At 73.1% G+C, this 26,572-nt stretch carries 22 protein-coding genes; 20 read left to right on the top strand and 2 right to left on the bottom strand.

Annotated elements, in window-relative coordinates:
• The first annotated feature begins 320 nt into the window (after positions 1-320).
• From OG607_RS00355 to OG607_RS00330, 6 genes are all read left to right on the top strand, one after another.
• The gene (locus OG607_RS00355) at positions 321-1,277 is read left to right on the top strand and encodes an aromatase/cyclase (protein WP_405717208.1); all 957 of its coding nucleotides are present in this window, start codon (positions 321-323) and stop codon (positions 1,275-1,277) included.
• Complete coding sequence (locus OG607_RS00350; RefSeq protein WP_405717205.1) at positions 1,274-3,064, top strand: acyl-CoA dehydrogenase; 1,791 nt, start codon at positions 1,274-1,276, stop codon at positions 3,062-3,064. The genes OG607_RS00355 and OG607_RS00350 overlap by 4 nt, the downstream gene beginning before the upstream one ends.
• Before the next feature lie 136 nt (positions 3,065-3,200).
• Positions 3,201-4,022 (top strand): 4'-phosphopantetheinyl transferase family protein, encoded by an 822-nt coding sequence (locus tag OG607_RS00345; RefSeq protein ID WP_405717203.1) that lies wholly within the window; start codon positions 3,201-3,203, stop codon positions 4,020-4,022.
• Positions 4,023-4,187: 165 nt separating this feature from the next.
• A complete protein-coding gene (locus OG607_RS00340) occupies positions 4,188-5,675 on the top strand; it encodes a condensation domain-containing protein (protein ID WP_405717200.1) in 1,488 nt (495 codons plus the stop codon).
• Between the two features lie 34 nt (positions 5,676-5,709).
• A complete protein-coding gene (locus OG607_RS00335; protein WP_405717198.1) occupies positions 5,710-5,868 on the top strand; it encodes a hypothetical protein in 159 nt (52 codons plus the stop codon).
• A 239-nt stretch (positions 5,869-6,107) separates the two neighbouring features.
• Entirely contained in the window at positions 6,108-6,527 is a 420-nt protein-coding gene (locus OG607_RS00330) for a pyridoxamine 5'-phosphate oxidase family protein (RefSeq protein WP_405717196.1), read from the top strand.
• 89 nt (positions 6,528-6,616) lie between these two features.
• On the opposite strand, the gene OG607_RS00325 is transcribed toward OG607_RS00330, so the two are convergent.
• A complete protein-coding gene (locus OG607_RS00325) occupies positions 6,617-7,087 on the bottom strand; it encodes a nuclear transport factor 2 family protein (protein ID WP_405717193.1) in 471 nt (156 codons plus the stop codon).
• 166 nt (positions 7,088-7,253) lie between these two features.
• On the opposite strand from OG607_RS00325, the gene OG607_RS00320 reads away from it, so the two are divergent.
• The 10 genes from OG607_RS00320 (at position 7,254) to OG607_RS00275 (ending at position 17,870) form a co-directional block, all read left to right on the top strand.
• Entirely contained in the window at positions 7,254-8,726 is a 1,473-nt protein-coding gene (locus tag OG607_RS00320; protein ID WP_405717191.1) for an FAD-dependent monooxygenase, read from the top strand.
• A 50-nt stretch (positions 8,727-8,776) separates the two neighbouring features.
• Positions 8,777-9,475 carry an antibiotic biosynthesis monooxygenase family protein gene (locus tag OG607_RS00315; RefSeq protein ID WP_405717189.1) on the top strand — a complete coding sequence of 233 codons (699 nt, stop codon included), beginning with the start codon at positions 8,777-8,779 and terminating at the stop codon, positions 9,473-9,475.
• A gap of 258 nt (positions 9,476-9,733) precedes the next feature.
• On the top strand, positions 9,734-10,063 hold the full coding sequence (locus OG607_RS00310) for a TcmI family type II polyketide cyclase (RefSeq protein ID WP_405717186.1): 330 nt from the start codon (positions 9,734-9,736) through the stop codon (positions 10,061-10,063).
• Positions 10,060-11,331 (top strand): beta-ketoacyl-[acyl-carrier-protein] synthase family protein, encoded by a 1,272-nt coding sequence (locus tag OG607_RS00305; RefSeq protein ID WP_405717183.1) that lies wholly within the window; start codon positions 10,060-10,062, stop codon positions 11,329-11,331. Before OG607_RS00310 ends, OG607_RS00305 begins: the two co-directional genes overlap by 4 nt.
• The gene (locus tag OG607_RS00300; protein ID WP_405717180.1) at positions 11,328-12,542 is read left to right on the top strand and encodes a ketosynthase chain-length factor; all 1,215 of its coding nucleotides are present in this window, start codon (positions 11,328-11,330) and stop codon (positions 12,540-12,542) included. Before OG607_RS00305 ends, OG607_RS00300 begins: the two co-directional genes overlap by 4 nt.
• 62 nt (positions 12,543-12,604) lie before the next feature.
• The gene (locus OG607_RS00295) at positions 12,605-12,874 is read left to right on the top strand and encodes an acyl carrier protein (protein ID WP_405736447.1); all 270 of its coding nucleotides are present in this window, start codon (positions 12,605-12,607) and stop codon (positions 12,872-12,874) included.
• A gap of 12 nt (positions 12,875-12,886) precedes the next feature.
• Positions 12,887-13,675: a 3-oxoacyl-ACP reductase FabG gene (gene fabG, locus OG607_RS00290; protein ID WP_405717177.1), complete on the top strand. Its 789-nt coding sequence runs from the start codon at positions 12,887-12,889 to the stop codon at positions 13,673-13,675.
• A gap of 48 nt (positions 13,676-13,723) precedes the next feature.
• Entirely contained in the window at positions 13,724-14,686 is a 963-nt protein-coding gene (locus OG607_RS00285; RefSeq protein ID WP_405717175.1) for an aromatase/cyclase, read from the top strand.
• Between the two features lie 2 nt (positions 14,687-14,688).
• A complete protein-coding gene (locus OG607_RS00280; protein ID WP_405717172.1) occupies positions 14,689-16,221 on the top strand; it encodes an FAD-dependent oxidoreductase in 1,533 nt (510 codons plus the stop codon).
• 128 nt (positions 16,222-16,349) lie between these two features.
• Complete coding sequence (locus OG607_RS00275; RefSeq protein ID WP_405717169.1) at positions 16,350-17,870, top strand: FAD-dependent monooxygenase; 1,521 nt, start codon at positions 16,350-16,352, stop codon at positions 17,868-17,870.
• 151 nt (positions 17,871-18,021) lie between these two features.
• Here OG607_RS00275 and OG607_RS00270 read toward each other — a convergent pair whose 3' ends face one another.
• Positions 18,022-19,104: a methyltransferase gene (locus OG607_RS00270; protein WP_405717167.1), complete on the bottom strand. Its 1,083-nt coding sequence runs from the start codon at positions 19,102-19,104 to the stop codon at positions 18,022-18,024.
• Between the two features lie 585 nt (positions 19,105-19,689).
• Between OG607_RS00270 and OG607_RS00265 the strand changes: the two genes are divergently transcribed.
• The 4 genes from OG607_RS00265 to pcaB all read left to right on the top strand — a co-directional run bounded on the left by OG607_RS00265 (position 19,690) and on the right by pcaB (position 26,553).
• On the top strand, positions 19,690-21,168 hold the full coding sequence (locus OG607_RS00265; RefSeq protein WP_405717165.1) for an FAD-dependent monooxygenase: 1,479 nt from the start codon (positions 19,690-19,692) through the stop codon (positions 21,166-21,168).
• A gap of 139 nt (positions 21,169-21,307) precedes the next feature.
• The gene (locus tag OG607_RS00260) at positions 21,308-22,780 is read left to right on the top strand and encodes an FAD-dependent monooxygenase (protein WP_405717163.1); all 1,473 of its coding nucleotides are present in this window, start codon (positions 21,308-21,310) and stop codon (positions 22,778-22,780) included.
• 333 nt (positions 22,781-23,113) lie between these two features.
• On the top strand, positions 23,114-25,141 hold the full coding sequence (locus OG607_RS00255) for an FAD/NAD(P)-binding protein (protein ID WP_405717161.1): 2,028 nt from the start codon (positions 23,114-23,116) through the stop codon (positions 25,139-25,141).
• The gene (pcaB, locus tag OG607_RS00250) at positions 25,138-26,553 is read left to right on the top strand and encodes a 3-carboxy-cis,cis-muconate cycloisomerase (RefSeq protein WP_405717159.1); all 1,416 of its coding nucleotides are present in this window, start codon (positions 25,138-25,140) and stop codon (positions 26,551-26,553) included. Before OG607_RS00255 ends, pcaB begins: the two co-directional genes overlap by 4 nt.
• The last annotated feature ends 19 nt before the right edge of the window (positions 26,554-26,572 follow it).

The following is a 26,572-nucleotide window of genomic DNA, read 5'->3' as shown; positions in this document are numbered from 1 at the left end:
GGCGCGGGCCCTCCCGCGAGAGGGGCGTACGGCCAGAACGGGAGGCCGGGCCTTCGGATCAAGGCGGACACAGCGGGTGGCTGGAGCCGCGCTCCAGTCAGGCCCGTGCGGTCTGCGAGCGGTTCCGGACAGTGTCGTTGGGCACGGCCGTCAGCCCGGCGCGGCACGACAACGTCTGTCGGCGGCCCTCAGCGGCAGGCGGACGGGTTCGCCGGGGCGAGGGCACCGGCGCAGTGGCGGCACCGTGCCGGGCGGGGGTCGCAGTCCCGCCGCGCCCCGGCACAGTGCCGGTCGGCGTACCAATGAGGAGGGTGTGGAAGATGTCGGATGCGCGTGTGCACCGCACGGTCCACGAAGTGATCGCGGCGGCCCCGGCCGGAGTGATGTACGGGCTGATCGCGGACGCCACCCGGTGGCCGCTGTTCTTCCAGCCCTGTGTCCATGTCGAGCAGCTCGACTTCGACGGGACGCGGGAGCGGCTGCGCATGTGGGTCACCGCGGGCGAGACCGTCAAGTCCTGGGTGTCCAGCCGGCGCCTGGACGTGGAGCGGCTGCGCGTGGAGTTCACCCATGACCTGCCCGCCGCGCCCACGCAGTCCATGAGCGGCGTGTGGACGGTGGTGCCGCTGGGTGAGTACGCCGCCAAGGTGACCCTGCAGCACTCCTACACCGTCGCCCGGGACGTGCCGGCGGACGTGGCCTGGGTCGAGCGGGTCACCCGCGACAACAGCCGCGCCCAGCTGGACCGGCTGGCCGAGCTCGCCGAGTGCTGGACGCGTCTGGACGACCTGGTGTGGTCCTTCGAGGACACCGTACGGGTCAACGCCCCTGACGAGCTGGTGTTCGACTTCCTGTACCGGGCGCGGGACTGGCCCGCCGAACTCCCGCACGTCAGCCGGGTCGACCTGGTCGAGGACGAGCCGGGAGTACAGCTGATGTCCATGGGCAGCCTGTCCGTCGACGGCAGCGCGCACAGCACCGGATCGGTGCGCATCTGCTTCCCGGGCACCCAGCGCATCTGCTACAAGCAGACCCGGACCTCGCCCCTGCTGACCGCGCACACCGGCGAGTGGTCGATCGAGCCCGACGAGTCCGGGGTGAACCTGACGGCCCGGCACAGCGTGCTGCTGTGCGAGGAGAACATCGAGAGCGTGCTGGGCGAGGGCACCGACGCGGTGGCCGCCGGACGGCACGTGCGCGAGGCGATGGGCCAGGCAGGCCTGTCCGTACTGCGCCACGCCGCGCAGTACGCCATCGACTCGATCCGCGTCCTGTGACCGCGGTCCAGGACACCACGGCCCCCGTACGGGACACCCACGCCCCCGTACGGGACACAGGTGAGGCGGCGCCCGCCGCCGCGTCCGAGCGCGCCGCCCGGCTGGAGGCGGCCCTCGGCGACCCCCTTGACCCGGACAACCCGCACGGACACCTGGCGCTGCTGCGCGCCGACGAGGCCCGCGAGGCGCCGGCGGCCACCGAGACACTGCTCGCCGAGGCGGGCCTGGGCGCCGAGTTCGTCCCGTACGACCTCGGCGGCCGGCTCACCGATCTGGAGGAACTGGCGCGGGTACTGCGCCCGTTGTTCCGCCGCGATCTCGCGCTCGGCTACGGATTCGGCATCACCTCGCTCTTCGCCGCCTGCGCGGTGTGGACCGCGGGGGACGAGCCGCAGCGCCGGGCGCTGGCCGCGCACCTCCTCGACGGCGGCCGGGTCACGATCGTGCACCGCGAGGTGGCGCACGCCAACGCGATCCTGCGCAACGAGGTCGAGGCGGAGCCCGGCCCGGACGGCGGCTGGATGCTCAACGGGCACAAGGACGCGGTCATCAACGCCCACCGCGCCGAGGCCTTCGTCGTGTACGCGCGCACCGCGCGCGAGGAGGGTCCGCGCAGCCACTCCGTGCTGCTGCTCGGCCCCGGGCCGCCCGCCTCCGGCGAGGTGCGCAGGCTGGGCAGGGTCCAGATGCCGGGCATGCGCGGCGCCCACTTCTCCGGACTCGAATTCGCCGATGCGGCCGCGGGACCCGAGGCGCTGGTCGGCGAGGTCGGTGAAGGGGTGTCGCTGGCGCTGCGCAGCTTCCAGATCAGCCACTGCCTGATTCCGGGCGTGGTGCTGGCCGGCGTGGACAGCGTGCTGCGCCAGGCGGTGCGCGCGGCCGTGGAGAACCGGCCCGACGGACGGCCTGCCCGCCGCTGGCAAAAGGTGCTCGCCGGGGTCTTCGCGGACCTGCTGGCCTGCGACAGCATGGCCGTCACCGGGCTGCGGGCGATGAGCCTGCTGCCGGAGGACTCGTACCTGCTGGCCGCCGCGGTCAAGTACACGATGCCGGACCTGCTGCGTGAGGACCTGGAGGAGCTGGCGACCGTGCTCGGCGCCCGCGGGTACGACCGCGGGCCGCTGCACGGCGGCTTCCAGAAGCTCGTACGGGACCTGCCGGTGGCCGGTCTCGGACACGCGGGGACGGCCGTATGCCAGGCGGTGCTGGTGCCGCAGCTGCCGGCGCTGGCGCGCACGGCGTGGTTCCGTACACCGGAGCCGCCGGCGGGGCTGTTCGAACCGGGGGCGCCGTTGCCCCCGTTCGACCACCGGCGCCTGGCGCACTCCGGTACGGACGACCTGCTGACGGCGACCCTGGTCGGCGCGGCGGGCCGGCTGGCGAAGGGGCGCTGCGGGTACGCCGACGGGTCGCCGCACGCGGTGCTGGCGGGGCTCGCGCAGGCGTTCGTGGCGGAGCTGCGGGTGCTGAGGGCGCGGTGCGCCGCGTTGAGCGCGCCGGTCGGCGGCACCGGATTCGACGCGCAGGCCTGCGCGCTGGCCGACCGGTACGCGCTGGTGCTCGCGGCGGCGGCGGTACTGGGCATGTGGGAGGGGCAGGCCGGGACCGGATCGTTCCTGGAGGAGCCCGCCTGGGCCGTGCTCGCGCTGAGCCGGATCGTGCGGCGGCTGGGTGCGGTGGTACCGGACCTTCCCGAGGGCGTGGTGGGCTCGGTGCTCGGTGAGGTGCTGGAGCGGTGCCGGGAGGGGCGGAGCCTGGACCTGTACGGGACGGCGCTGGCGGGTTGAGGCGTGCGGTGACCTCGCCCGGCCGCCTTCCGGTCACGGCACCGCAGATGTGCCGGGGCGGTGGACGAACGCCTCGGCCAGATCGCCGTCGGCCCCGCGGGACCGGGACGGACGGCACTACACGCAGGAGACGACGATGGACCAGGTGAGATGCGCCGCCCCCCTTCGTGTGCCGCGGCCGCACGGTCCGTGGCACGGGGTGAAGGAGAACCTGACCGGGCTCGGCAACGCGGTGGTCCACACGACCTGGAGCGAATGGCTGCCCAGCGTGCTGACCACACCCCGGCTGCGCGAGCTGCTCGGGCCGGACTGGGACCGCTACCGGCGTACCCCCGACGCCACCGTGCGCTACCGCTTCGCGGCCGCCCGGCTGCTCATCAAGTACACGGCGGCGGCGGCGCTCGGCATCCCGCCGGAGTACCTCGACCTGGCCTACCGGCTGGGCGGGCGCCCCTATCTGCGCGGCTTCGACCAGATCGAGCTGAGCCTGTCCCACACCGGCGACCTGATGGCCGTCGGGCTGAGCCGCACGGGCCGGATCGGCGTGGACGTGGAGCCGGCCGGCCGCAACGTACGGCTGGACCTGCTGGAGGCGCAGATCCTGACCCCGGCCGAGGTGGCGGAGATCGCCGGGTTGCCGGAGGCGGAGCGGGTCCCGTACGCGCTGAAGCTGTGGACCCTCAAGGAGGCGTACAGCAAGGCGCTCGGGCAGGGGCTGCGGCTGGGCTTCAAGGAGTTCGGCTTCACGGAGTCCGGCCTGACGGGCGCGCGGCTGCACGCCGCGGACGGCAGCGCGGCGACCCGGGGGGAGTGGGGCTTCGCCACGCACCCGGTGATGGGCCGCTACCTGCTGAGCACGGCCTGCCACGACGCGGGGCTGTACACCGCGGACGACACGTCGGTGGGGACCATGCTCGACCAGGGGTTCCTGTCGGCGATGAACCAGAGCGCGAGCTGACCTGCGGCCCGGGTGCGGGCCTTGAGGCGCTCTGCGGCGGGTTTTGAGGCGCGCCAGCGCTCTGCCAGGTCTCCGGCAGCGGGTTGCTCCACGGTGGACCCGGGAGTACCGCGCCCTCGGGCGCCCCGCTCCCCGGGATGATCCGGACCGGAGGAGGGCGACCACATGGCCAGGCCGAGCCGCCCGCACGCGGGCCGGGGACGAGGCGGTCGCCAGGCAGGCTCCGCCCTGCCGCTGACCTGGTGGCAGCACGACCTGCTGCTGGACTCACTGGAGCACCGCGGCACCGGCCGCCACGTCGAGCAGCTGTCCTGGCGCTGGTGCGGACCGCTGGACACCGAGCGGTTCACCGCGGCCTGGCAGTCCGTCACCGACCGGGAGACGGTGCTGCGCGCCGCCGTCGACTGGGAGCCGTGGCCGCGAGTGGTCCTGCACGACCGGGCCGCCGTCGAGGTCGTACGCCACCGGGCCGGCGGCGTCGACTGGGACGAGCTGGTGGAACGCGACCGGCTGCGCGGCTTCGACCTGCGCGGCCCCGGACCGCTGCGGGTCACCCTGGTCGACGACCCGGCGCCCGCCGCGCCCGCCACGCGCATGCTGCTCACCTTCCACCACGCACTGCTGGACGCCTGGAGCGTGTTCGTCCTCCTGGACGAGTTCTGCCGGGCCTATCTGGCCGGCGGCGCGCTGCCCGGAGGGGAGCGGCGGCCCGACATCCGCGACTGGGCGCGCTGGCTGGAGCGCCAGGACCCGGGCCCGGCACGGGAGTTCTGGACCCGGACGGTACCCGAGGGCGCGCCTGCCGTGTTGCCCGCCGTACCCGGCCCGGACACCCTGGAGAGCGGCTGCGGCCGCGCCGAGGTGCGCTTGTCGGCCCAGGAGGCCGAGCGGCTGTACCGCTGGGCCGCGGCCCAGGCGGTGCCCGACTCCAGTGCGCTGCAGGCGGTCTGGGCGATGCTGCTGTACCGCGGCGCGGGCCTGAGCGGCCCCGCGCAGGTCGGATTCGGCGTCACCGTTTCGGGGCGCGGCATCGCCCTGGAGGCCGTTGAGCGGCTGCCCGCGCCGATGCGCAACTGCCTGCCGATGTCCGTCCAGGTCGATCCGGCGCACCGGCTGGGGCGGCTGCTGACGGTGCTGCGCGACCGCGCGCTGGACATGGCGGCGTACGAGTGGGTCTCCGCCGGGCAGATCCACGAGTGGACCGGCCGGGCCACGGGCGGCGGGCCGCTGCTGGCGAGCCTGGTGGCCGTCGGAAGCGTGCCGCGCCCGCCGCGGGAGCTGCGCGCCGTGCTGGCCGACCACGGCGTGCGGATCGAGCCGCTGTACGCGAGCGGTGCGCACACCGCCTTCCCCGTGGCCCTGCTCACGCACCGCGGCCCCGACGGCTCGCTGACGCTGACCGCCGCACACGACCGGTCCCGGATGTCCGGAGCCGACGCGGTCCGGCTGGTGGGCCACTGCGCGCGGCTGCTGCGCGAACTGCCCGCCACCAGCGCCGAGACGACGCTCACCCAGGTGCTCGCCGTCCTCGAAGGGGACGAGCCGCCGCGGATCGCCCAGCGGCGCGGCTCGGCAGCCCAGCGGGCGGCCCGCTTCCGCCTTCACTCGATCGGTGAGCGAGCCGACGTCGAGCGGATCCCTAGCGGGTCTTGACACCGTGGAGCGACTCATCGTGAAGGAGCCGCCCATGTTCACCTACGACAACAGGCAAGATTTCCGGGAGGTCGAGATGTACTTCTTCGGCTTGGTCCCGATGGAGGTCGCACCGCCGCTGCGGCTGGCCGGCGTGGACGAGGACGACGCGGAGTTCCTCGAGGAGTCCGCCATCGTCCGCGGTATCGACTAAGGGCTGTCCGGCCGTCGGCCGCCCCGGCCCCCGGGTGGCTGCGCAACCCGGTGAACCAAGGCGGTCACAGCACTGGCGCCGCTCCGGCCCCGGTCGAGCGGTCTTTTGCACGCTGCCTGCCCGGACCCGGACCGCGTGGCGGACCGGTTCGGCCGCCGCCGGGTCCGCCCCCATGCGGGACAGCGCCGCCGGCGCCCCGCCGCGGCCGTCGAGCACCAGCGAAAGAAAGGAATCACCCGATGTCGCTGTCGAAGCAGCGCGCCGGCGCACCGCAGGTGTCGCCCTCGGTCGAGGCGTTTCTCAACAGCCCCGAGCACGTGGGCGTGCTCACCACCGTCAGGCCCGACGGGACGCTGCACACGGCGCCCGTACGGTTCACCTGGGACGGGAAGGCCGGCCTTGTCCGGGTCATGACCGTCGCCTCCTCGCGCAAGGCGCGCAACCTGCTGACCGGCCCCGGTGGCCGGGTGGCGATCTGCCAGGTGCAGGGCTTCACCTGGGTCACGCTGGAGGGCTCCGGCACGGTGGTGCGCGAACCTGGGCGGGTGGCCGAGGGGGTCAGGCGGTACGCCGAGCGGTACCGGTCGGCGCCGCCGAACCCGCCCGGCCGGGTGGTCATCGAGATCGAGGTCGACCGGGTACTGGCCCTCAACACCTGAGCAGTACCTGCGCACCACCGCAGCCCCGGCGCCCGGCCGCGCGGCGGCGGCCGTCCCGGCTGCGCCGCGCGGTCACCCGTATCGCGCGCCTACGCGGCCGGCGGGGGAGTGCCGTCCGCCCACAGCAGGCGGAAGGACAGCAGGGTCAGCCGCCACCCGGCGGGGGTGCGCAGGGCCTCGCCGTTGACGAAGGTGCCGGTGGTGAACAGCGGCGCGAGCACGCCCTGCGGCGGGACGTGGCGCGGGTGGTGCACCTGGGTGGAGATCAGGTTGGCGCGCAGGGTGGCCCGGTCCCCGTCCAGGACGACCACGGCCGGGGAGCCCAGGTGCTGGGTGGCGGCGAAGGACGACAGGGCCTTGCGGTGGAACTCGGCCATGCCCTCGGTGCCCTCGTGCCGGCTCATCGGGGGGAAGGCCACCACCGCGTCCGGGGTGAACAGTTCCGCCGCCCAGGCGTCGTCGGGCTCTTCGTCGTCGAGGGAGACCAGATAGCGGTTCAAAAGGGCCGCCACAAGAAGGCTTGCGGTGCCGGATTCCTCGAGGATTTCGGTGGAGGTCATCCTTGAGAATGCGCCTGGCCCGTCCCGTCCGGGCAACCCCGCCTGACAAAGATCTGACATTGCTGACGCTTTTCTGTCATTGATTGTCGAAGGTCTGTATCAATCACTCTTTACGCCCCGCACGGGCCCTCGTGATACTGGCCGAACACCAGTGGGAAGAGGCGGGATGAGCACCTTTGATGTAGATGCCATTGTTGTGGGAGCCGGGCCCACCGGACTCATGCTCGCGGGCGAGTTGAGGCTCAATGGAGCCTCGGTGACAGTCCTTGACAAACTTGCCGAGCCGATTAAGGAATCCCGGGCGCTCGGCTTTTCTGCACGGACCATCGAGGAATTCGCCCAGCGCGGCCTGATCGCCCGCTTCGGCGAGGTCGGCGTCATTCCGGTCGGCCACTTCGGCGGCGTCCCGCTCGACTACCGGGTGCTCGAAGGCGGCTCGTACGGCGCCCGCGGCATCCCGCAGGCCCGTACCGAGGGCGTCCTCGGCGGCTGGGCGCGCGAACTGGGCGCCGAGATCCGCCGCGGCGTCGAGGTCACCGGCCTGGCCCAGGACGCCGAGGGCGTGACGCTCACCGCGCAGGGCGCGGACGGCACCCTCACCCTGCGCGCCCGCCACGTGGTGGGCTGCGACGGCGCCCGCAGCATCGTGCGCAAGCTCGCCGGCATCGACTTCCCCGGTACCGAACCGGCCATCGAGCTGCGCTTCGCGGACGTGGCCGGCGTACCGCTGCGCCCGCGCTTCAGCGGCGAGCGCGTCCCCGGCGGCATGGTGATGGTCATCCCCATGGGCCCGGACCGCAGCCGCGTCATCTACTTCGACAGCGCCGAGCCGCTGCGCAAGAGCCCCGAGGCGATCACCTTCGAGGAGGTGGTCGCATCCTGGCAGCGCCTGACGGGCGAGGACATCAGTGGCGCCACGCCGCTGTGGGTCAGCTCCACCACCGACAACAGCCGCCAGGCCACCGAGTACCGGCGCGGCCGGGTCTTCCTGGCCGGTGACGCCGCGCACATCCACCTGCCCATCGGCGCGCAGGGCATGAGCGCGGGCATCCAGGACGCGGTGAACCTCGGCTGGAAGCTCGCCCTGGACATCCGGGGCCGGGCGCCCGAGGGCCTGCTCGACACCTACCACTGCGAGCGGCACCCGGTCGGGGCCCGGATCCTGACCAACACCCTCGCCCAGCGCATCCTCTACCTCGGCGGCGACGACATCACCCCGATGCGCGAGGTCTTCACCGAGCTGGTGGACAACCACGAATCGGTCCGCCGCCACCTCGCCGGCATGGTCACCGGCCTCGACATCCGCCACGACGTCGGCGCGGGCGACCACCCGCTGCTCGGCCGGCGCCTGCCCGACCGGGAACTCGTCGTCGACGGCGAAAAGACCTCGGTCTTCGCGCTGCTGAACGCCGGCCGCGCCGTGCTCCTCGAACTCGGCGGCGCCCACGGCCTGCGCGAGGCGGCCGCCGGCTGGGCCGACCGCGTCGAGGTGGTCCGCGCCGACCAGCCCGACTGCGACGCCCCGGTGGACGGCATCCTCGTCCGCCCCGACGGCTACGTCGCCTGGCTCGCGCCCGAAGGCGCCGGCTCCGAAGGCTTCACCGAAGCTCTCACCCGCTGGTTCGGTCCCGCCAACTGAGTGCCTTTCCGTCCCGCTCCGTCCGTACCCTCCACAGGAAGCGAAGAAGAATGCCTTTCATCTCCCTTGAGGACAAACACCTGACCGTCCTCAACCTCTTCACCACCGACGCGTCCGAGAAGCAGGACAGCCTGGTCGAGGAGATGCGGAAGATCGTCGACGCGGCCACCTACGACGGCTGGATGAACAGCACCGTGCACGCGGGCGTCGACAGCCTGGGCACCGCCAACTTCATCCAGTGGCGCAGCGGCGAGGACCTGGAGCGGCGATACGAGGGCGAGGAGTTCAAGCACCGCACCCTCCCCGTCTTCGGCGAGATCACCACCTCGATCAAGCTGCTGCAGAACGAGGTCGCCTACACGCTGACCTCGGGCGCCCTCGACGGCAGGGTCGAGGTCGGCCCGCACCGCGACGACTACACCGTCCTCGGCGTCTTCTCCGTGACCGACGACGGCCAGGACGAGGCCATCGACGCCCTCGGCAAGGGTCAGGACTTCTTCGCCGAGGTCCCCGGCTTCCGCTCGCACGTGGTCCTCAGGGGCCTGCGCGCCCGCGGCCTGGACGGCAAGTTCGTCGTCTCCTACTCGCAGTGGGACAGCAAGGAGGCCTTCGACTCCTACCGCAACCAGGCCCCGGAGCAGCAGTCCGCCGCGCGCCAGGAGGCCCAGAACCGCGTCCACGCCGTCTCCACCGGCGCCCCGTACATCAACTCGTACACCGTGGTGCACTCCCGCTCCGCCGGCGAGTGAACCGGCGCGCTCTCCACGGCGCGACGGGACCGCAATGCCCCGGACGCCCGGCACCCCGCTCAGGGCGCCGGGCGTCCCGCGTTACATGCCCCCATCCATGAGAAGGCGCACTGTGCACCCGCTCCGGCGGAATTCGAGAATTCCCCGTGCGGCGCCCTATCGCCAGGCGGGACCGTCAAGCCAGTGGCGAATTCAGGCCGCCACACAGGCCGCGTCCGCACCGCGCTCTCCCGCGCACACGCTGAGGAGCCAAACCTTATGCACAGCACGTTGATTGTCGCCCGGATGGCAGCAGCCTCGTCCGCCGATGTGGCAAAGCTGTTCTCCGAATTCGACGCGACGGACATGCCCCAGCGCATGGGAACGCGGCGCCGCCAGTTGTTCTCGTACCGGGGCCTGTACTTCCACCTCCAGGACTTCGACGAGGACAACGGAGGCGAGCTGATCGAGCAGGCGAAGGGCGACCCGCGCTTCGTCGGGATCAGCCAGGACCTCAAGCCCTTCATCGAGGCCTACGACCCCAAGAGCTGGCGCTCACCGGCCGACGCGATGGCCGCACGCTTCTACAGCTGGGAGGCGTCCGCGTGACCCGCCGACGCGTCGTCATCACCGGAATCGAGGTGATCGCCCCCGGTGGTGTCGGCAAGGAGAAGTTCTGGAACCTGCTGAGCGAGGGCCGCACCGCCACCCGCGGGATCACCTTCTTCGACCCCGCGCCCTTCCGCTCCCGGGTGGCCGCCGAGATCGACTTCGACCCGTACGCCCACGGGCTGACCGCGCAGGAGGTGCGCCGCCTGGACCGGGCCGCGCAGTTCGCGGTGGTCGCCTCGCGCGGCGCGGTCGCCGACAGCGGCATCGACCTGGGCGGGATCGACCCGCACCGCATCGGTGTCACGGTGGGCTCCGCGGTCGGCGCCACGATGAGCCTCGACGAGGAGTACCGGGTCGTCAGTGACGGCGGCCGGCTCGACCTGGTCGACCACGCCTACGCGGTCCCGCACCTCTACGACCACATGGTGCCGAGCTCCTTCGCCTCCGAGGTCGCCTGGGCCGTGGGCGCCGAGGGCCCCTCCACCGTGGTGTCCACCGGCTGTACCTCCGGCCTCGACTCGGTCGGCTACGCCGTCGAGCTGGTCCGCGAGGGGTCGGCGGACGTGGTGATCGCAGGCTCCTCGGACGCCCCGATCTCCCCGATCACGATGGCCTGCTTCGATGCCATCAAGGCCACCACCCCCCGCCACGACGATCCGCAGAGCGCCTCGCGCCCCTTCGACGGCACCCGCAACGGGTTCGTGCTGGGCGAGGGCACCGCCTTCTTCGTGCTGGAGGAGCTGGAGAGCGCCAAGGAGCGCGGCGCGCACATCTACGCCGAGATCGCCGGCTATGCGACGCGCTCCAACGCGTACCACATGACGGGCCTGCGCCCCGATGGCCGGGAGATGTCCGAGGCCATCAGCATCGCCCTCGGCGAGGCCCGCATGAACCCCGAGGCGATCGACTACATCAACGCGCACGGCTCGGGCACCAAGCAGAACGACCGGCACGAGACGGCCGCCTTCAAGCGCAGTCTCGGCGACCACGCCTACCGCACGCCGGTCAGCTCCATCAAGTCGATGGTCGGGCACTCGCTCGGCGCGATCGGCTCCATCGAGATCGCCGCGTCCGCCCTGGCCATGGAGTACGACCTCGTACCGCCCACGGCCAACCTGACGACGCCCGACCCCGAGTGCGACCTCGACTACGTCCCCGTCACCGCGCGGGACCAGCGGGTCGACGCGGTCCTCACGGTCGGCAGCGGATTCGGCGGCTTCCAGAGCGCCATGGTGCTGGCCAGCCCCGAAAGGAACCTCGTATGACCGCGTCGGTAGTGGTCACCGGCCTCGGCATAGCCTCCCCCAACGGGCTGGGTGCCAAGGACTACTGGTCGGCGACTCTTGGCGGAAAGAACGGCATCGGCCGGATCACCCGCTTCGACCCGTCGAGTTACCCCGCCCGCCTGGCGGGTGAGGTCCCCGGCTTCGTCGCCGAGGACCACCTGCCCTCACGCATCCTGCCGCAGACCGACCGGGTCACCCGGCTCGCGCTGGTGGCCACGGACTGGGCGCTGCAGGACGCGGGCGTCGACCCCGCGAAGATGTCCGAGTTCGACATGGGCGTCATCACGGCCTCGGCCGCGGGCGGCTTCGAGTTCGGCCAGGGTGAGCTGCAGAGCCTGTGGAGCCGGGGCAGCCAGTACGTCTCGGCGTACCAGTCCTTCGCCTGGTTCTACGCCGTCAACAGCGGCCAGATCTCGATCCGCAACGGCATGAAGGGCCCGGCCGGCGTCGTGGTCAGCGAGGGAGCCGGCGGCCTGGACGCCGTCGCCCACGCCCGCCGCCAGATCCGCAAGGGCACCTCGCTGATCGTCACCGGAGCCGTCGACGCCTCCATCTGCCCGTGGGGCTGGGTGGCCCAGCTGTCCACCGGCAAGCTGTCCACCAGCGACGAGCCCGCCCGCGCCTACCTGCCCTTCGACCGCGACTCCCGCGGTTATGTGCCCGGCGAGGGCGGCGCGATCCTCATCACCGAGGACGCCGACGCGGCGCGCGCCCGCGGCGCCCGCATCTACGGCGAGATCGCCGGCCACGGCTCGACGATGGACCCCAGGCCCGGCAGCGGCCGCGAGCCGGGCCTGCGCAAGGCCATCGAGCTCGCCCTCGCCGACGCGGGCGCCGACTCCGGCGACATCGACGTCGTCTTCGCCGACGGCGCCGGCGACCCCGGTCCTGACCGCATCGAGGCCGAGGCGATCACCGCCGTCTTCGGAGCCCGGGCCGTCCCGGTGACCGTGCCCAAGACGATGACCGGACGCCTGTACTCGGGCGCGGCCCCGCTGGACCTGGCCGCCGCCCTGCTCACCATCCGCGACGGGGTCATCCCTCCCACCGTGCACGTCGACCCGTGCCCGGACTACCTGCTCGACCTGGTCCTGGACCGGCCGCGCCCGGCACCGGTGCGCAGCGCACTGGTCCTGGCCCGCGGCAGCGGCGGGTTCAACTCCGCCATGGTCGTGCGCGCCGCCGAGTAGGGCGGCCTCGTCCACACGTACGCCACCACCCACGCAGCATCATGACGAAAGGGACTTCCACCATGGTCACCAAGGCGTTCACCCTCGACGACCTCAAGCGCATCCTGAAGGAGGCCGCGGGCGTGGCCGAGGGCGTCGACCTGGACGGCGACATCCTCGACACCGAGTTCGACGTGCTCGGCTACGAGTCCCTCGCCCTGCTGGAGGCCGGCAGCCTCATCGAGCGCGAGTGCGGCATCTCCCTCGACGAGGAGGCCGTCAACGACGCGCACACGCCGCGGACCTTCATCGACGTCGTCAACATGCAGCTCGCGCCTGCCACGGCTGCCTGAAGGGATCCGGACATGACCCAGCACGCCACCCCCAGGGTCGCCGTCGTCACCGGCGCCACCAGTGGCATCGGCCTCGCCTCGGCGCGTCTGCTCGCCTCGCAGAACCACAAGGTGTTCATCGGCGCCCGCAACGCCGACAACGTCGCCGCCACCGTCAAGGAGCTCCAGACCGAGGGCCTGGACGTGGACGGCGCGGTCGTCGACGTCCGCGACACCACCTCGGTGGACGCCTTCGTCCAGGCCGCCGTCGACCGCTTCGGCACCGTCGACGTCGTGGTCAACAACGCCGGCCGGTCCGGCGGCGGACCGACCGCCGACATCACCGACGAGCTGTGGCAGGACGTCATCGAGACGAACCTCAACAGCGTCTTCCGCGTCACCCGCGCCGTGCTCGGCACCGGCGGTATGCGGCACAAGGACCGCGGCCGGATCATCAACATCGCCTCCACCGCGGGCAAGCAGGGCGTCGTCCTCGGCGCTCCGTACTCCGCCTCCAAGCACGGCGTCGTCGGCTTCACCAAGGCGCTGGGCAACGAGCTGGCCCCCACCGGCATCACCGTCAACGCGGTCTGCCCCGGGTACGTCGAGACCCCGATGGCCCAGAAGGTCCGCCAGGGCTACGCGGCCGCCTACGACACCTCCGAGGACGCCATCCTCGAGAAGTTCCAGGCGAAGATCCCGCTCGGCCGCTACTCCACCCCGGAGGAGGTCGCCGGCCTGGTCGGCTACCTGGCCTCCGACACCGCCGCCTCCATCACCTCGCAGGCGCTCAACGTCTGCGGCGGCCTGGGCAACTTCTAGCAGTGCCCGCCCCACGCACCCCCGAACACCACCTGAGGAGAACCCGTCATGACCACGCGTGAGGTCGAGCACGAAATCACCGTCGGCGCCCCGGCCGCCGCCGTCTACCAGCTGCTCGCGGACGTGACCAACTGGCCGCGCATCTTCCCGCCCACCATCCACGTGGACCAGATCGAGGCCGAGGGCGCCGAGGAGAAGATCCGGATCTGGGCGACCGCCAACGGCCGGCCGAAGAACTGGACCTCGCGCCGCACCCTGGACCCGGAGGGCCTGCGCATCACCTTCCGCCAGGAGGTCCCGGCGGAGCCCGTCAAGCACATGGGCGGTACCTGGATCATCGAGCCGCTCGGCGAGGCGGAGTCCCGCGTCCGGCTGTTGCACGACTACAGCGCCATCGACGACGACGCGCACGACCTGCTGTGGATCGCGCGGGCGGTGGACAGGAACAGCACCTCCGAGCTGGCCGCGCTCAAGGTCAACGTCGAGGCGGCGCACGCCGCGGAGACCGAGGAGCTGACCTTCTCGTTCACCGACACCGTCCAGGTCGCGGGCTCCGCCAAGGACGTGTTCGACTTCATCAACGAGGCCCAGCTGTGGGCCGAGCGGCTCCCGCACGTGGCCGTGGTGCGCCTCGATGAGGACACCCCGGGCCTGCAGGAGCTGGAGATGGACACCCGCGCCAAGGACGGCTCGGTGCACACCACCAAGTCGTACCGGGTGGTCTTCCCCCACGACAAGATCGCCTACAAGCAGGTCACCCTGCCGGCGCTGATGACCCTGCACACCGGCGAGTGGACGTTCGTCGAGACCGACGAGGGCACCGCCGCATCCTCGCAGCACACCGTCAGCCTCAACACGGAGAACATCGCGCGCTGCCTCGGGGACGAAGCCACCGTCGCCGACGCCCGCGCGTACGTGCACACTGCGCTGTCCACCAACAGCTGCGCCACCCTCGCGCACGCGAAGGCCTACGCCGAGTCGAAGTCCTACGCCGAGTCGAAGGCCTCCTGAGGATGGCGCCCGACCTTGCAACGGGCGGTGCCGGGCCGGCACCGGGCGGCGCGGGCCGCCCGGACCGGTTCGGCACCGAGGTCCTGGTCGTCGGTGCCGGACCCGTCGGGCTGATGCTCGCCGCCGAACTCGCACGCGGCGGCGTGGACGTGGTCGTGGTCGAGAAGCGCAAGGCCCCGTCCACCGAGTCCCGGGCCTCCACGCTGCACGCCCGCACCATGGAGATCCTCGACGCGCGGGAACTGCTGCCCGACGTCGGCACGCCGCCCCACGAGCCGCGCGGCCACTTCGGCGGCCTCCCGCTCGACCTCACCCTGCCCAGCACCCACCCGGGCCAGTGGAAGGTGCCGCAGGCCAAGACCGAGGCGGTCCTGGAGGAGCGGGCGATCTCGCACGGCGTCGACATCCGGTGCGGCCACGAACTGGTCGCCGCCGGCGAGGTCGGCGAGTACGTCGAGGCCGAGGCCGTCGGACGGGACGGAGTCCTGCGGCTGCGCGCCCGCTACCTGGTCGCCTGCGACGGCGAGGACAGCACCGTACGGCGGCTGACCGGGGTGGACTTCCCCGGCCACGACGCCGGCCGGGAACTGCTGCGGGCCGACGTCGAGGGCATCGACATCCCCAACCGGCGTTTCCAGCGCCTGGAGCGCGGGCTGGCCATCGCCTGGCGCAACGACAAGGGCGTCACCCGCGTCATGGTCCACGAGTTCGGCTCGACGGCCGGCCCGCGCACCGCGGACGTCTCGTTCGAGGAGGTCGCCACCGTCTGGAAGCGGGTCACCGGAGAGGACATCAGCGGCGGTACCCCGCTGTGGGTGAACTCCTTCGGCGACGCCTCCCGGCAGCTCGCCTCCTACCGGCACGGGCGCGTCCTGTTCGCGGGGGACGCCGCCCACCGGCAGATGCCGGTCGGTGGCCAGGCCCTCAACCTCGGTCTCCAGGACGCCTTCAACCTCGGCTGGAAGCTCGCGCTCACCGTGCGCGGGCCGGCTCCCGAGAGCCTCCTCGACACCTACCACGAGGAGCGGCACGCGGTCGGCCGCCGGGTCCTGGCGAACATCCGGGCCCAGGCCCTGCTGCTGCTCGGCGGCCCCGAGGTGGAGCCGCTGCGCGCGCTGGTGGTCGAGCTGACCGGCCTGGAGGAGGTACGGGCCCACCTGGCCGGGATGATCAGCGCACTCGACGTGCGCTACCCGGTGCCCGGCCCCGCGCACCCGCTGCTCGGCGCCCGGCTGCCGCACACCGTCGTGCGGTCCGGCGGGCGCGAGCGCGGAAGCACCGCCGAGCTGCTGCGCGCCCGCGGCGGTCTGCTGCTCGACGTGGGCGGTACCGGCGTACGGGTGCCCGCCGGCTGGGCCGACCGGGTCACCGCGGTCGCCGGCGACCCGGAGCCCGGCTCGCTCCCCGGTGAGCCGGGGGCCGTTCTCGTACGGCCCGACGGCCACGTGGCGTGGGTGGGCCGGTACGACGACGGCGACGGGCTGGCCGAGGCGCTCGGCCGCTGGTTCGGCCCGGCCCGCCCACCGACCCCCTGAGCGTCCCCGGACCGGGGGCACGTCCGCACTCCCCCTGCGAGCGCGTCCCCACGTGTACGTCCGCACCCCGCCGCACACCCACTCACAACCCAGTCTCCAGTGATCCCCACTGTCAGGAAGGACAGCCCATGCAAGGGACCGAAGGGACAGCGGCGGACACCGACGTCATCGTCGTCGGCGCCGGCCCGACCGGACTGATGCTCGCCGGCGAACTGCGCCTGGGCGGAGCCCGCGTCGTCGTGATCGAGAAACTGGCTGCGCCTACCGGGCAGTCCCGTGGCCTGGGCTTCACCGCCCGTGCCATGGAGGTGTTCGACGAGCGCGGGCTGCTGCCCCGGTTCGGCCAGGGCGAGACCCTCGCCACCAGCCCCGTAGGACACTTCGGCGGGGCCCAGTTCGACTTCACCGTCCTCGAGGACGCCCACTTCGGCGCCCGCGGCATCCCGCAGGGGCAGACCGAGGCCGTGCTGGAGGGCTGGGCCGCCGAACTCGGCGCCGACATCCGGCGCGGCTGGGAGTTCGTCTCGCTCGCCGACGGCTTCCTCGACGGGGACCACGTCGAGATCACCGTCCGTACGCCCGAGGGCGACGAGCAGCGGCTGCGCGCCGCGTACCTGGTGGGCGCCGACGGCGGCTCCAGCCGCGTCCGCAAGGCGGCCGGCTTCGAGTTCCCGGGCACCGACGCCACCCAGGGCATGTACCTCGCCGACGTCACCGGCTGCTCCCTGCGGCCGCGGTTCCTCGGCGAGCGCCTGGGCAACGGCATGGTGATGGCGGCCCCGCTCGCCGAGGGCGTGGACCGGATCATCGTCTGCCCCGACGGCCGGCCGGCGCACGGCCGCGAGCGGACCGTCACCTTCGAGGAGGTCGCGGAAGCCTGGCGGAGCATCACCGGCGAGGACATCTCGCACGGCGGCGCCGACTGGGTGTCCTCCTTCACCAACGCCACCCGCCAGGCCTGCGAGTACCGGCGGGGCCGGGTGTTCGTGGCCGGCGACGCGGCGCACATCCACCTGCCGGCCGGCGGCCAGGGCTTGAGCACCGGCGTGCAGGACGCGGCCAACCTCGGCTGGAAGCTGGTCGCCGTGGTCCGCGGCGACGCCCCCGCGGCGCTGCTGGACACCTACCACGCCGAGCGGTGGCCGGTCGGCCGCCGCCTGCTGGCCAACACCCGTGCCCAGGGGATCGTCTTCCTCGGCGGCGCGGAGTCGGACCCGCTGCGCGAGCTGTTCGGCGAGCTGGTCCGGTACGACGACGTCAAGCGGCACCTGGCCGGAGCGGTCAGCCACCTCGACATCCGCTACGACCTCGGCGCAGGCGAGGACGCCCACCCGCTGGTCGGCCGCCGGATGCCACCGCGGCTGCTGGTCGGCGCCGACGGCGAGCAGCGCACCGCGCGGCTGCTGCACCCGGGCCGGGCCGTACTGCTCGACTTCGCCGACGATGCCGGGGCGCGCCGTACGGCAGCCGGCTGGCAGGGCCGCCTCGACGTGCACACCGTGTCCGCCAAGCCGGTTGACGGCCCGGACGTACTGGCCGGCGTCCCTGCGCTGCTGGTCCGTCCCGACGGGTACGTGGCCTGGGCCGGCGAGCCCGCGCAAGGGCTCGCGGCCGCGCTGGAGCGGTGGCTGGGAGCCACTTCCGCCTGACCCCCTCAGGGCGCCGCAGCCCCCGCCCCGCCGGTCGGACGGCGGGGCGGGGGCTGCGGCGTGCGGGGGGCGACGTACGGGGCGGGCATGCGGGGAGCCCCGGTTCCGCGTCGGGGGAAACGCGGTACCGGGGCAGTTCAGGGGCGGTGCGTCAGACCGCGATGGCCTCCACGACCGAGACGGCCGCGGCGGTCTCCACGACCCGCTCCAGCTTGAAGCCGGCCTTCGCCACCAGCTCCGCGTACTGCGACCGGGTGCGCTCCTTGCCGCCCACGAGCAGCAGCAGCCACAGGTCGACGAGCTTGCCGGAGTGCGGCTCGTCGCCCTCCGGGACCACCATCTCCACCAGCAGCAGCCTGCCGCCCGGCTTGATCGCGGCGCGCACGTTGCGGAGGATCTGCAGGGCCTGCTCCTGCGGCCAGTCGTGCACGATGTGCTTGAGGACGTACGCGTCCGCACCCGACGGCATCGGGTCGAACAGGTCGCCGTCGGCCAGGGTCACGCGGTCCGCGACACCCTGCGCCGCCAGGAACTCCGCAGCGCCGTTCGCGGCGATGCGCGGGTCCGAGAGGATGCCCTTGGTGTCGGGCGCGCTGTTGAGGATGCCGGCCAGCAGCCCGCCGTTGGCTCCACAGAAGTCCAGGACCGTGCCGAACTGCGAGAAGTCGTACGCGGCCACGACCGGTGCGGTCTCGGTGGAGGACATGTTGCCCATCCCGCCGATGAACACCGCACCGTATTCCGGATTCTGCATGAGGTATTCGAAGGCGCCCATTCCGCGCCGCTTCGGCAGGCTCGGCTCGCCGGTTCGCACCGCGTCCAGGAAACCGTTCCAGTCGTCCCAGTGCGTCGGGTGGCCCATCAGCACGCAGATGTCGCGCATCGTCACCGGGTGGTCGGCGCGCAGCGCGTCGGCCATCGGAGTCAGCGCCCAGAGGCCGTCGTCGTGGCGCGTGAACACGCCCTGGGAGGCGAGCAGGCGCAGCACCCGGCCCAGCGCCTCGGCGTCCGCGCCGACCTCGGCGGCCAGCTCTTCGATCGGTCGCGGACCGGCCTGCAGGGCCTCGGCCACGCGCAGTTCGGCGGCGGCGTACAGGGCCTGGGTCACCATGGAGCCCATGGCCAGTTCGAGCAGGGCGAACGGGGGCGGAGCCAGCTCCCGGACCTGCTTCTGCAGGTCCGCCCGGGTCTTCTCCGCGGCGCGGACGACTTCGGGGGGCGGCACAGCGGGCATGTGGTTCCTCCATGGCAGATGAGCGAGAACTCTGTCCCAACCGCCGGAAGGGACCCGTCCCGCCACGATAAGGAGGAGGAATAGACCCGCCCTGGAAAGCGACTTGTACGTATCTGGAGCGGGGCGGACGCCTCGCACGCCCCCAGGAGTTCCGCCGCGGCCGCCGTCCGGCGGCCGCCGGACGGCCGGCCCAGAACTGCTCGGCGGCCGCTCGACGTGGGCCGGAGACCGGTTCGTTCAGGGCGAAGTACTCGGCATCCTTGGCCCGGCATCGCGTTGCGCAGTCCGACGCCCCTGGAGGTCGTCCGTGTCCGTTCGTACCGAGCCCCCCTCGCCGGAGACCGGCGCGCCGTGTGCACCCTGCCCGCGACCCGCTGACGGAGCACGGCCTGAAAGAGCTGCCGTGACCACCGTCCCCGCCGCCCCGGCGGCGGCCCCGCCGCGCACCACGCACCGGCGGTTGCCTCGCGCGGGTGAGGAACGGACCTCAAGGATCGCCTGAGCGATCCTGCGGTCCCGCTGCACCGCCCCTCGACCCCCCTGGTCTTTTCTGATGATCTCAACCGTCTGTACGGAGGAATCGAAATGGCAAAGAGCGCGATCATCGTGGGCGCCGGGCCGGTCGGTCTGATGCTCGCGGGTGAGCTGCGGCTCGGCGGCGCGGACGTCGTCGTCTACGACAAACTGCCCGCCCCCAGCGGCGAGTCGCGCGGCCTGGGGTTCACCAGCCGTACCGCGGAGGTCTTCGACCAGCGCGGGCTGCTCGGCAGGCTCGGCGACATCCGCTGGGGCAAGCAGGGCCACTACGGCGGTGTCCGCATCGACTTCTCCCTCCTGGACGAGAGCCACTTCGGCATCATGGGCCTGGCCCAGTCCGTCACCGAGGACATGCTCGGCCGCTGGGTCGAAGAGCTCGGCGTCGAGGTGCGCCGCGGCTACGGCCTGATCACCCTGACCGAGACCGGGGACGGCGTGGTCCTCGGCTTCCAGGGCCCCGACGGGTACACCGAGGCCACCGGCACGTACGTCATCGGCTGCGACGGCGGCAAGTCCACCGTGCGCATCCTGGCCGACATCGACTTCCCCGGCGACGTGGCCACCCGCGGCATGTACCTGGCCGACGTCGTCGGCGCGGACGTGCGCATGAGGCCCATCGGCGAGCGCATCGAGGGCGGCGGCATGGTGCTGTCCGTCACCCTGGAGCCGGGTGTGGACCGCATCGTCATCCACGAGCCCGGCGTCCGCCCGCACCACGGCGAGGGCGAGCTGGAGTTCTCGGAGCTCGCCGACGCCTGGCAGCGCATGACCGGCGAGGACATCCACGGCGCCTCCGCCTCCTGGATGTGCGCCCTGACCAACGCCACCGGCCTGGCCGCCCAGTACCGCAAGGGCCGCGTCTTCCTCGCCGGCGACTCCGCCCACGACCACGCCCCGCTCGGCGCCCAGGGCGTCAGCGTCGGTCTCCAGGACGCCGTCAACCTCGGGTGGAAGCTCGCCGCCGTGCTCGGGGACCGGGCGCCCGAGTCCCTGCTCGACACCTACCACGCCGAGCGCCACCCGATCGGCGAGCAGCTGATGCGCGACGTGCACTCCATGTCGATGCTGTACCTCGCAGGCGAGGAGATGGAGCCGCTGCGCGCCGTCGTACGCGAACTCGTCACGCTGCCCGAGGCCGCCCGGCGGCTCGCGGGCCGCGTCTCCGGCCTGCACATCAAGTACGACGTGGGCGCCGGGGAACACCCCTTCCTGGGGCTGCGCCTGGCCCCGCACCGAGCCGTCGAGCGCGCCGACGGCAGCCGTACGAAGGTCGCCGAGCTCCTGCACGCAGGCCGCGGCGTGCTCATCGTCACGGACGGGGACGGCGGCCCGGCCGAACTCGCCGCCCGCTGGGCCGACCGCGTGGACGTCATCACCGGCGCCTGGGCCGACCAGGAGGCCGACCACCACGACGCCCCGCAGGCCGTGCTGGTCCGCCCCGACGGCTACATCGCCTGGGTGGCGCCGGCAGGCGGCGACCTCGAAGCCGCCCTCACCCGTTGGTTCGGGGCGCCCGCGGCCGTCTGACAGCCCGCCGCACGACACCCCGCCCCACCCCGCAGAGGGCCGGAACTGATCGGCCGGTACCTGCTGGTCTTCTTCGCCCGACCACCGCCGACCCGGCGCTGCCCCATGCGCGGCAGCTTTGATGTTTGAGGAGTAGGACATGGCAAAGGGCGCGATCATCGTCGGCGCCGGGCCGGTCGGGCTGACGCTCGCCGGCGAACTGAAATTGGGCGGCGTGGACGTCGTCGTCCTCGAGAAGCTCCCCGCACCCAGCGGCGAATCCCGCGGCGTGGGCTTCACCCGCCGCGCGGCCGAGGTCTTCGACCAGCGCGGCCTGCTGGAGCGCTTCGGCGACGTCGAATGGGCCCAGGGCCACTTCGGCGGGGTCCACATCGACTTCTCCAAGCTGGACGACAACCACTTCAGCGTCCGCGGCATCCCGCAGTTCCGCACCGAGGAGATCCTCGAAGGCTGGCTGAAGGAGCTGGGCGTCGAGATCCGCCGCGAACACGAGGTGCTCGGCTTCCGCGAGACCGAGGACGGCGTCGTCGTCGAGTACGAGGGTCCCGCAGGCCGCGGCGAGGAGAGCGCCGGCTACCTGGTCGGCTGCGACGGGGCGCGCAGCATCGTCCGCCGGCTCGCCGGCATCGACTTCCCCGGCTGGGAGCCCACCCGCGGGATGTACATGGCCGACGTCGTCGGGGCGGACGTACGCCAGCGCCCCATCGGCGAGCGCGTGCCCGGCGGCATGGTCATGGCCTTCAACCTGGAGGACGGCGTCCACCGGATCGTCATCCACAACGAGTCGCTGCGCCCGCCGGAGGACAGGAGCGGCCTCACGTTCGAGACCATCGCCGACACCTGGCGGGACATGACCGGCGAGCGCCTGCACGACGCCGAGGTCCGCTGGATCAGCTCCTTCACCGACACCACCCGCCAGGCCGCCCAGTACCGCAAGGGCCGGATCTTCCTGGCCGGCGACGCCACCCACATCCACATGCCGGCCGGCGCGCAGGGCATGAGCGTGGGCGTGCAGGACGCGGTCAACCTCGGCTGGAAACTGGCGGCCACCATCAACGGCTGGGCGCCCGAGGGCCTGCTCGACACCTTCCAGTCCGAGCGGCACCCGGTCGGGGAGCTGCTCATGCGCAACACCCGCGCCCAGACCAAGCTCTACCTCTCCGGCGAGGAGATGGAGCCGCTGCGCGCGGTCATGCAGGAACTCGTCCAGGACGTCGCGGTGGCCCGCCACCTGGCCGGCCAGGTCTCCGGCCTCGACGTGCGCTACGACGTCGGCTCCGGCAGCCATCCGCGGCTCGGCCTGCGGCTGCGCCCCGACACCCCGCTCAAGCTCACCGACGGCAGCCCCGCCACCGTGCGGGACCTGCTCAAGCCGGCCCGCGGCGTGCTGTTCGTGACCCCCGCGGCGGCCGGCTCCGACGCGCTGCGCGCCACCGCGGCGCGCTGGGGTGACCGGGTGGACACGGTCACCGGCGACTGGGCCGAGGGCGAGGGGGCCGCGTCGGACGCCCCGCACGCGCTGCTGGTCCGCCCCGACGGCTACATCGCCTGGGCCGCCCCGGACGAGGCCGGCCTGCATGAGGCGTTGGAGCGCTGGTTCGGAGCCGTTTGAGCGAGTTCTTCGGCGGTGATCTGCCGTCCGGGCCGATCTCCTCGTCCGAGGAACGCGAAGAGCGGCGGGGCAGATCGCACGCTTGAGGCAGCGTCCGCAGCGCGGCCCCGGCACCCGGGCGGCGCCGGCGCTGCACGGGACCGGCTCGGACGGCGCCCGAAACCGGTCCAGGACCGGTCTTCCACTCGGATCCGAGCACTGGTTGAGCGGCGGGACCGACCGTTGGCGGACACCACCTTGACCCCCGGGGACCAGGCCGGGCAGGCACACCGGCGGGGCCGACGCGTCGGCCCCGCGGTCCAGCCGTCCCCCGTCTCCTGAGCGGAGTGCTTCGTGACTAGCGGACGTATGGAAGTGTGCCTTGTCGGCGCCGGACCCCGCGGGCTGTCCGTACTGGAACGACTCTGTGCGCAGGAGCGGAAGTCCCCCCGCTGGAAGCAGCTGACCGTGCACATCGTGGAACCGGACCCACCGGGCTCCGGCCGGGTCTGGCGGCCCTCCCAGTCCCGGCACCTCCTGATGAACACCGTCTCCAGTCAGGTCACGGTCTACACCGACGCCAGTGTGGCCATCGAAGGGCCGCTGGAGGAGGGTCCGAGCCTGTACCAGTGGGCCAAGGCGCTGGGCCCCAGCGCTCTGACGCCCGGGGCGGGCGCGCCGTACGACGACGAGACCCTCGCCGAGGCCCGGGACCTGGGGCCGGACACGTACCCCACCCGCGCCTTGTACGGCCAGTACCTGACCTGGGTGTTCGGCCGGGTGACCGCGAGCGCGTCCGCGAACACCACCGTCCGCGTGCACGCCTCGCGCGCCGTGGCCCTGGAGGACGCCGAGCCCGGCACTGGACCCAGCGGGGCGCAGACCGTGCTCCTGGAGGACGGCACCCGGCTGACGGGCCTGGGCGCGGTGGTGCTCGCGCAGGGCCATGTGCAGGTGCGGCCGAACGACGTGGAGCGGGAGTTCGCCGCGTACGCCGCCCGGCACGGGCTGACCTACATCGCGCCGAGCAACCCGGCGGACGTCGACCTGTCCACCGTCGCCCCCGGCGAGACGGTGCTGCTGCGCGGCCTGGGCCTGAACTTCTTCGACTACATGGCGCTGTTCACGCACGCCCGCGGCGGGCTGTTCGAGCGCGTCGACGGCCGCCTGGTGTACCGCCCCTCGGGCCGCGAACCGCGGCTGTACGCGGGCTCCCGCCGCGGCGTGCCGTACCAGGCGCGCGGCGAGAACGAGAAGGGCGCACACGGCCGCTACCACCCGCGGCTGCTGACCACCCGTTTCGTGGCGTCCCTGCGCGCCCGGGTACGGGGCGGGGAGCCGATCCGCTTCGGCACCGAACTGTGGCCGCTGATCTCCAAGGAAGTGCGCACCCTCTACTACGAGACGCTCCTCGCGCGGCGCGCGGAGCCGGCCGCGGTGGCCGCCTTCGGGGAGGCGTTCCTGCAGGCAGGGGATGACGAGGCCGAGGACCTGCTGCTCGGCGCGGCCGGTATCGGCGACGACGAGCGCTGGAACTGGGACACGGTCGCCCGGCCGTACGACGAGCAGGTCTTCCGGGACCTGGCCTCCTTCCGCGGCTGGCTGCGCGGCTACCTCGACGAGGACGTGCGCCGGGCCCGGGAGGGCAACGTCAGCGGCCCGTTCAAGGCGGCCCTGGACCTGCTGCGGGACCTGCGCAACGAGCTGCGCCTGGCGATCGACCACGGCGGCCTCGACGCCGACTCGCACCGCGACGAGCTCGACCGCTGGTACACGCCGCTCAACGCCTTCCTGTCGATCGGTCCGCCGGCCTCCCGCATCGAGGAGATGGCCGCCCTGATCGACGCGGGCATCCTCGACGTGACCGGTCCGGGGCTGCGGGTGTCCACCGACCCCCTCGACCCCGCGGGCGCGGCCTTCATCGGCACCTCCCCGGACATGGCCGACCTGCGGGTGCGGGCCACGGTGCTGATCGAAGCCCGGCTGCCGGAGATCGACGTGCGGCGCACCGCCGATCCGCTCATGGACCGGCTGCTGGGCACCGGTCAGGCCCGGACCCACCGCATCGCGGGCGCGGACGGCTCGTCCTACGAGACCGGAGGCCTGGCCGTCTCGCAGCGCCCGTACCACCTGCTCCAGGGGCAGGGGGTGCCGCACCTCAGACGGTTCGCGTACGGGGTGCCCACCGAGGCCGTGCACTGGGTGACCGCGGCCGGCATCCGGCCGGGCGTGGGCTCGGTGACGCTGGAGGACTCCGACGCCATCGCGGCGGCGGTGCTGGCGCTGCCGGAGCCGCGCCCCGCGCTGCGGCTGCCCGGGACGCCGGCGGTCGCGGCGGGGCCGGCGATGTCCGGCAACGCGGGTGCGGGAGCGGTCGCATGAGCCGGGCCGCCGTCCGCACCGCGGGCCCGGACACGGGGCTGCTGTCCCCGGTCCGGGCCGGCACGCCCGTCGAGGCCGCCGTCGCCGACGACGGCTGGGTCCAGGCGATGCTCGACGCCGAGGCCGCGCTGGCCCGCGCCCAGGCGCGGTGCGGCACGGTCCCGCCGGCGGCGGCCGCCGCGATCACCGCCGCCGCCCGGGCCTCGGGCTTCGACACCAGGGAGCTGGCGCTGGCCTCGCGGGAGACCGCCAACCCGGTGGTGGGCCTGGTCGCGGCGCTCACCGCACGGGTCGCGGCCCGCTCGCCGGAGGCGGCCGAGTACGTGCACCGCGGCTCCACCAGCCAGGACGTCTTCGACACCGGCGCGATGCTGGTGGCGACCCGGGCCCTGCGGCTGATCGTCGCGGACCTCAGGGCGGTGGCCGACGCACTCGCCGGCCTGGCGGCCGACCACCGGGACACGGTGATGGCGGGACGCACCCTCGCCCTGCACGCCGTACCCACCACCTTCGGGCTGAAGGCGGCGGGCTGGCGCCAGCTGGTCCTGGAATCCATCGAGCGGCTGGAGCGGCTGGCCGAGGGCGGCCTACCGGTCTCCTTGGGCGGCGCGGCCGGCACACTGGCCGGCTACCTCCAGTACGCGGGCGACGGCGCCGACCCGGCGACCGTCCTGGCCGAACTGGTGGACGCCTTCGCGGACGAGACCGGGCTGGCCGCACCGGTGCTCCCCTGGCACGCGCTGCGCACGCCGGTCGCCGACCTGGGTGCGGCCCTCGCGCACACCACCGGGGCACTGGGGAAGATCGCCGTCGACGTGCTGGTGCTGGCCCGCACCGAGATCGGGGAGCTGGCCGAGCCGGCGGTGGCCGGGCGGGGCGCCTCCTCGGCGATGCCGCACAAGCGCAACCCGGTGCTCTCGACGCTGATCCGCTCCGCCGCCCTCCAGGTCCCGGCGCTGGCCGCCGTCCTCGTGCAGTGCCTGCCGCACGAGGACGAGCGGTCGGCGGGGGTCTGGCACGCCGAGTGGCAGCCGCTGCGCGAGGCGCTGCGGCTGACCGGCGGGGCCGCGCACACCGCCGTGGAGCTGGTCCGCGGGCTCACCGTGTGCCCCGAGCGGATGGCGGTCAACCTGGAGGCCACTGGCGGGCAGCTCGTCTCCGAGCGGGTCTGCGCCGTGCTCGCCCCGAGGCTGGGCAAGGTGGCCGCGAAGGAACTGCTGACGCGGGCGTCGCTGCGGTCGGCCGAGACGGCACGCCCGCTGGCCGCCGTGCTGGCGGAGTCCGACGCGCTGCGGGGGGTGCTCACGCACGCGGAGCTGACCGCGCTGCTCGACCCGGCCGGTTACACCGGTGCGGCCGGGCCGCTGGTCGACCGGGCGCTGGCCATCGGCCGCTTCGACGCCGACACCTGACTTGATCTTCGACCCCGGG

Origin of the sequence: Streptomyces sp. NBC_01537, from assembly GCF_045040445.1 — a bacterium.
In the GTDB taxonomy this organism is placed as follows: Bacteria; Actinomycetota; Actinomycetes; order Streptomycetales; family Streptomycetaceae; genus Actinacidiphila.
This window is presented reverse-complemented; position numbering and strand designations above follow the sequence as displayed.